The following is a 6435-nucleotide window of genomic DNA, read 5'->3' as shown; positions in this document are numbered from 1 at the left end:
GAGGACGTGTCGGCGGTCAGCAAAGCTTTAGAGTGGCACGCCTCAGGTTTAGATTTCGCCGACGCGCTTCATTTAGCTGCAAGCGGAGGCGCAAGACGTTTTGCTACTTTCGACCAGGATTTCGCTAAGCGGGCCAGGGGAATACCGGCTCATGTGGAGGTGTTCCTGGTTTGATTCCCGCCATCTTATGGTAGCAGTAGCAAACAGGCCTTAGAGGGGATTCAGAAAGCGGACTCCATGATAGTGGGGGATATGGCCCCTACAATCCCTGGAAGGCTAAGGCTCTGTGCCAGGCGGACGGCCTTGCGGAATCGCGCTGGGGTAATGCCCGATATTCGTCCACGCGAACACGTACCCGGCACCGGATGAGGCCCTGCGCGACGCCTTTGTCCTTCTCCGGAAACTCCTGTTGTCCCTCAAAGCGCCTCGCTTCCCGTGGATAACCTGGGGTCAACCTGCAGGCGACCGCTGGCATGAAGAGACCCCGGAGCAACCCTCCCCGGGGCTTTCGATTTCCAGGTACTTAGCCTGTACGTTTGCCTGTACAGCGCACCCGCCCGCTAACCCATACCCCAAAATAGCTGGTGAGCCATCCGGGACTCGAACCCGGGACACCCGGATTAAAAGTCCGGTAAGCGTCATTCCGCCTAGTACTGTCGAATTCTGCAGATCCCATCTAGCTGGGCAGATGGGACCCTCCGGTTTCCACTCCTCCCATGTCGTACCGCGACGTACCGCCAATTGGATTGGCACGGGATTGGCAAGATCAGCAGAGGCTGACGCTGGGTGAGGGGGGCCTGGGGCGCACCGCCGGCTTGGAGGATACCCGTGTGCTATGTGGAATAGTATGGAAGCCATAAGAGGTCTGAATCTAGAAGTCTCTCTACGTAAGATAACCTCGTTATCGCGCGGGGGCCACCGGGTTCAATGCTCCTCCCCTCGAGCCCCATAAGCCCCAGGACCAAGCTTGTCCCAATCGTCGTGGGATTTCGCGTAGCACACCCCCGCTTGAATGTTTCATGCGTTTGGTGCCTTGCTCGTGATGGCGTTGAGAACCTCGCCCCTTAGGTGCATCCTCAGGCACGGCAGATCTCGGCAGCCTGCCACGCGTCGGAACCTCCGCTCTGCTTCCTGAAGCCCCGCCAGTATCCACCTCAAGACCTGGTTTCCACCACGCCACGTCTTGACCCTGCGCGCGGTGGTCCTTGCCGTTTCTATGGCGGACTCGATGGGATTCATCGAACGTATGGTGCTCCGGAGAGCGCCTGTCAGCATGAGCCGGTTAATAGTTATCGTCTCCTCCAGACCCTCGCGCAGGCTAGCGGCGGCTCCAGGGTAGTTCTTCTCCAAAGAGTCTGCCACTGCCTCAAGTGCTTTCCTGGCCGTGTCTGCATCGGTCTCCGACCAGGCGGCTGCAAGCTTGCGCTTCACCCAGGGGACTGTTCGTCACGGAGATAGTCAAGAACGTTCCTCATCTTGTGAACCTGACACCTCTGGACTGGAACATGATTCCCGAGCATATCGCAAGCGTGTTGAGCCCAACCTCTACGCACAGCGCAGGCAGTCCGTCTTTGGCCCTCTGGCGTGTCGCCTCCAGGCTGACCGCCACCTCGCAGGAGATTGGTGTTTTCGTTGCGTCTTCTTTCCTGTCGGTCCTTCCGGTCTTGCTCTTCCTGTGGTATGCTGACATTGGCGGCTCCCTCGACTCTTCCACGGCTCCGTCTTACCACGAGGGAGCCGCTACCTCAAATTCCACGAGCTTTGGAGCATCCTCAGTGTTCTTCAACGGCAACTGCTTAGTGCTTACGGTAGATTTCGCATCGCGGAGTCGAGCTTGTGCCTTACATCGCTTTCGAATGACCCTTGGTTGTCAAGGTGACTTGCGTCCGCGGCATCCCAAGTATACACAAACGCCATACCTGGGCAGACATTCACATGGTCTCTGTTTGTATTGACAAACGCTTGATCGAGTTGAGCTCGATCGTGATTGGTTATCTGCTTGTCGCAGAGCAATTGGTCGAACAGACCTGTGAATTCCGGCTGACGATACTGGCGTATTCTCCCATTCTGGTTGGCCCTGTACCAGTAGTCATAGTAATCATCCCACTGTATCTGCGCGGAACTCCAGACCAAGTGTCTCCGTATGTACCCGAAGTGCAAATTGGGCTTGGTCTCCCACGAGCCATTCCGGAACAGTTGTACCTTGCTCTTACTCACACTGTTATAGAACTCCTTTGCCTGGGTGACAGTATCTCCGGCATACAAGCTCAGTTTCACTGACACCCACCTACCTTGGCCGAACTCAGGCCCCAAGTAGGCCCGTGTGGCAATAGCGCCGACTCGAAGAGATGAGAGATCCAGAAACGGTGGGTCTGTTTGAGAGCCCAATTGGAGATTCATCTGCTGGCCCACGTTCGCAAGAATCTTACGGCAGCGTTTCAGCAAACGGTACTCATTCCCGCCGCAGAGCGAGAAGTTTGCATACGGTCCCAGGTGCGGGAAGTACTGGTCTACGTAAGCGAGGAAATCATCGAGTATTCTCTTCTCAGCACAGCATACGACTTGTCTCCTCGTGATCAGAGATATCAACCGCTCAAAGATATCCTTCCACTGAAGGATAACGGGCACAGGATTCACGCTAACCTGCGGGTCAAGATCCGTACCTGGGTCCAGTTGCGTGCAACTAAAGCCATTACTGTCGAGTTTCGCTTCAATGATGATTATCAAGTCCGGCTCATAGATGATTACACCGTCATACACTGCCTGCCTATTACTACGTACGACACGATGCCCTGCACAGGGAGATTGTCCGCCAACTTGCCCGTCAGCCAGAAGCACGGAGACTAGCTCCTTGGCGACGGCTCCGATTCTACCGACCTGGTAGCGGAATTCGCCCGGGCTTGGCAGTGCGGAGGACGAAGGTATCTGGTTGCTAGCCCCAGACTTCGCTTGGGACTCTCGAACTAAATCTAGGAACGCAGCCTCTGCTGCTGGTACCGTTCTCAGAACCCATAACAGGGCCCGGGTTAGAGAATTCTCGTGATTGGGGGGAGGAGAACCAGGAGAACCGGACGGAACAAACGGATTGAGGTTATCCATATTCCTCTCTGCCTCCTCGCATCATGTGTGCCAACCATAAGTTCCGGTCAGAACTACCTGTGGTACGCCCCTCGGCGCCTAGAGCCACCTACAATCGACAGGGTCCTTGGTGCACCAAGTTTCTGGATTCGCCACCGACTGGTAGATCCCCCCCGATGTGATGACGCTTGCCGCCCCCTTGCAACACAACCCTTCTTCGTCCCACCTTTGCTTGCCTTCGGCATAGCCGGAGGCGCTCTTGCCGCCGCTCTGCACGACGCCGACGCTGACCCCACGTCACGCGGTGGCTCCGGCCCCCGCCATCAAGTCGAGTGGCGTAACCAACCCCCGCGCGTCAGTCCACTGGCCATCGTCATTGGGTTTTACGTTCGTCCAGCCAGCGGCGGTCACCTCAATTGTGTCAAATATGGGTTTTCGGCAACCCACAAGTAACCAATGCCTCCCGTCCAAGTCACCCTAAGAAACATGGCTTCTCTTACCATGAGACTACCGCATGAGAAGTCTAAGTGGTCAACTGTCCGGTCGACGCGGTGGTGAAATTCCCGATTGACGTTTGCAACCCGCCCCTTCCGCCCAGTTCACATCGCGGCACGTCCCTCCCATGGGGATGGCGCAGTTAGCGATTGTTGAAGAGTTGGTTTCTGGAATCCGGGTGGCGGAAGCAGCCCGAACGCCATCAATGAACCTCTTCAGGACTTCGGCAAACTCATCGAAGTTCCTCATCAAGGTAAGGATGTCTGCTGCACGGTCCCACATGTCGGGGTAACCATCCCGCACACGGCGACCCAGCACTCGAGCCCCCTCCTCGACGTATCGCAGACCAAGCTCAACAGGTAGGCCGATCCTCGAGAGCTGTGCACTCAGCCAGGCTACGTACACGACCCCGGAACGATCGATGACCAGCGTGGTCAGGAGTTGCCTGCTGCCCCCGGGGTCTGGTAAGCGAAACGAGCAACCTGATGTGCCCCAGGTAACCTTAAGTCCTAGCGAGGGGAGGTAATCTAGGAGATGCTCTAGGAATCTCACTTGCTCGCCAGACAGACGGGTGCCGAGCTCTCCGATGAACTCATCCCTCGAGATTGTGCGTCGCTGGGTCTTGGCCTTGTCGTCATCAGGTACGTCGACTTTTACGCTTATTGATTGAACTGGTCCAGCACTTTCAACTCTCACCACCGCTCGCGTTACTTCCACCGTTCGGGCTATTACCTGCGGGACGACGAGAATGTCCTCATTGTTGCCCATGCCGTAAAGCTGGAGCTCGACCAGCGCCAATGTGAATTGAAGTTGCGGCGTACCTTGTAGGAACGATACCATGTTCTCAACGCTGTCGTGGAGCCCGTCGCCGGCGATAAGGAGAAGAAACCGGCCTTCCCGGAGGTTACGGGATACTCTGTCAACGAACGCACTTTCGCCGTTCGGGTCTCCATCGAAGACCTCCCGGCTTACTATCTCCCAGAGACCCTTGCCCATCGCTGTGCGAACGGCAGCATCCAGGTCTTCGTAAGCCCAGCTCGCCAACTCCTTGGCATAGTCGATTATCTGGCCGACCACCTCGCGCCTCGCCTCTGGGTTGCGCCATAGCTTCGCCTCGACGATAGTCAGTAGCCCAGTTGGAGAAACGTACAGCACATCTATGGGGCCGGCTTGCGTTGGAATCTCGCGACCGAGGGGAAGAAGCGGCGCAAAGCCCGGATCCAGATCCGCTACGGGGAGTATACTTGGGTACTCGAAAAGCAGCTCTTGTAGCCAACCTTCTTGTAGTCGGCGTTCTGTGAATGGGATTCTGCTGAGAAGTACAGCGCGCCCTCCCCTTTGCACTAGTACCGGGGTACAGTCGCGTCGCTGGGACATGTCCGTGTCTTCCTTTCTTAAGGACAGTTAGCGCCGGTTCTAGCGACCGACATCATGGGTGCGGCACCTAAAGTTCCGCCAATTGGGCCGGGCCGTCGAAATCAGCTTCATTCACGCGGATCTTAAAATACCTGTCCCTGATTGTGCTCCAGGACTCTCTGAAAATGCCTCAAGCCATGCTCCTGTGCGAACGCTGCGATCTGCGGCCACGATAGGTACCCCGCACTGGAGTAGTCCCAATAGGGCGGCGCCCTCTTGTACTGCCGGGCAGTCTCGAGAACGCTGGTGACTCCTGGCCCGCACTCTTCTGGGGCTACGATCAGATAGTGGACCGTAGAAAGGTGGCTTGAGATCTGGTTTGACGCTCTCTGGACTACGGGGTTGCTCCCGATCTTCCTCGTTGCTTTACCTTCACGCTTGTGGAATGGAGGATCAAGCGCAATCCCCTCCTCGAGAACACCCTGTTTCGCCGCCTGAACGTAGGACATCTTCAGGTACAGCTGCCCAAAGAGGTTGCTGCACACCCTGGAGTCGTTGTCGCGGACTCCCGTGAGGAAGTCTGCCCACTGTTTGGCGAGCGTCCAATCCGTCCCCCGCTTAACTTCGCAGAATATCAGACCTTTGCTATCGGTACCCGGGTTCTCCCAGAGGAAGATGAGGTCTGCATCTCCGAAGTCTGAAAGAGACTGCTCCACGAGCACTGTGATGTCGGTCTCCTGGCGGATGTCAGGGCCTTGCGTAAACGGCCAGAGCGCCTTTGAAAGGAGTTGCGCCAACAACTGAGGCGCCCGGTACTTGAGCTCATACACCAGGGCATTCACTGCGCCCCGCTCGGAATAACCGATGACCTCTAAGGCGTATCCCTCCCCAGCAACTACCATGGCAAGAAGCTGCGCGCCCTTGCCACTCACGTATACTTAGTCGCCCTCGCCACGTCTTACTCGTTTCCGTCCAAGCATGGCTCCCGCCGCTCAGATAGGAACCTATCGGCAACACCATTGACTCGTTCATATGCATCGTCTGCCGGGTGAGCACGAGAGCCGACCAGGTCATAATCCTCATTAGGAGCGACTTCCCCTATCGTAAAGCCCTCCGCTAGTTCCAACCGGTACGGGCTGGATAGGAACCTGTATTGACTGAAGGGCTCTTGCTGAAGAAACATCCCTGGTAGTCTCGCGCTCACGTCTCCTGGTGTCGTCGAGTCGGGTTGTGCACTCCAGTCTCTTCAGCGGTTTGTGATTCAGGTGATGGCTGCGTTGGTGAGCTACTGTGAGGCGTTTGGGGTTGATGCGGCCGTTGGTGTGACTGGTGGCAAGTTTCTACATAGCCTAAGGATTTCCTTCTTTCTCCTCGAATTTAATCGCACCTGTATCCGACTACCCGGTGCACTATTGGGGGCCTCGTTCCCTCGCCCCGAGCATGCAGAAAGCCAGAAGACGACCCCGGTTCAGCGTCTAGACGCTTGTGGAAGAATCGGTCGGATTC

4 protein-coding genes and 1 pseudogene are annotated in these 6435 nt (G+C 56.6%); all 5 read right to left on the bottom strand.

Annotated elements, in window-relative coordinates; translation table 11 throughout:
• Window positions 1–1017: 1017 nt before the first annotated feature.
• The 5 genes and pseudogenes from GX515_13340 to GX515_13320 all read right to left on the bottom strand — a co-directional run bounded on the left by GX515_13340 (window position 1018) and on the right by GX515_13320 (window position 5861).
• Window positions 1018–1437 (bottom strand): annotated as a pseudogene (locus tag GX515_13340) (IS256 family transposase).
• Between the two features lie 34 nt (window positions 1438–1471).
• On the bottom strand, window positions 1472–1690 hold the full coding sequence (locus GX515_13335; GenBank protein ID HHY33976.1) for a hypothetical protein: 219 nt from the start codon (window positions 1688–1690) through the stop codon (window positions 1472–1474).
• A 113-nt stretch (window positions 1691–1803) separates the two neighbouring features.
• A complete protein-coding gene (locus tag GX515_13330) occupies window positions 1804–2277 on the bottom strand; it encodes a hypothetical protein (protein ID HHY33975.1) in 474 nt (157 codons plus the stop codon).
• A gap of 1332 nt (window positions 2278–3609) precedes the next feature.
• Window positions 3610–4950 (bottom strand): hypothetical protein, encoded by a 1341-nt coding sequence (locus GX515_13325; GenBank protein ID HHY33974.1) that lies wholly within the window; start codon window positions 4948–4950, stop codon window positions 3610–3612.
• Window positions 4951–5072: 122 nt separating this feature from the next.
• Window positions 5073–5861 (bottom strand): hypothetical protein, encoded by a 789-nt coding sequence (locus tag GX515_13320; GenBank protein HHY33973.1) that lies wholly within the window; start codon window positions 5859–5861, stop codon window positions 5073–5075.
• Window positions 5862–6435: the final 574 nt, after the last annotated feature.

Source organism: Bacillota bacterium (assembly GCA_012842395.1).
Taxonomy (GTDB): domain Bacteria; phylum Bacillota; class SHA-98; order UBA4971; family UBA4971; genus UBA6256.
The sequence above is the reverse complement of the archived record's forward strand: the minus strand, read 5'-3'. Positions and strand labels throughout refer to the sequence as shown.

Bases quoted from the DNA above. Each gene is read 5' to 3' on its own strand.
- GX515_13335 (HHY33976.1), bottom strand. From the start codon at position 1,690: ATGTCAGCATACCACAGGAAGAGCAAGACCGGAAGGACCGACAGGAAA.
- GX515_13325 (HHY33974.1), bottom strand. From the start codon at position 4,950: ATGTCCCAGCGACGCGACTGTACCCCGGTACTAGTGCAAAGGGGAGGG.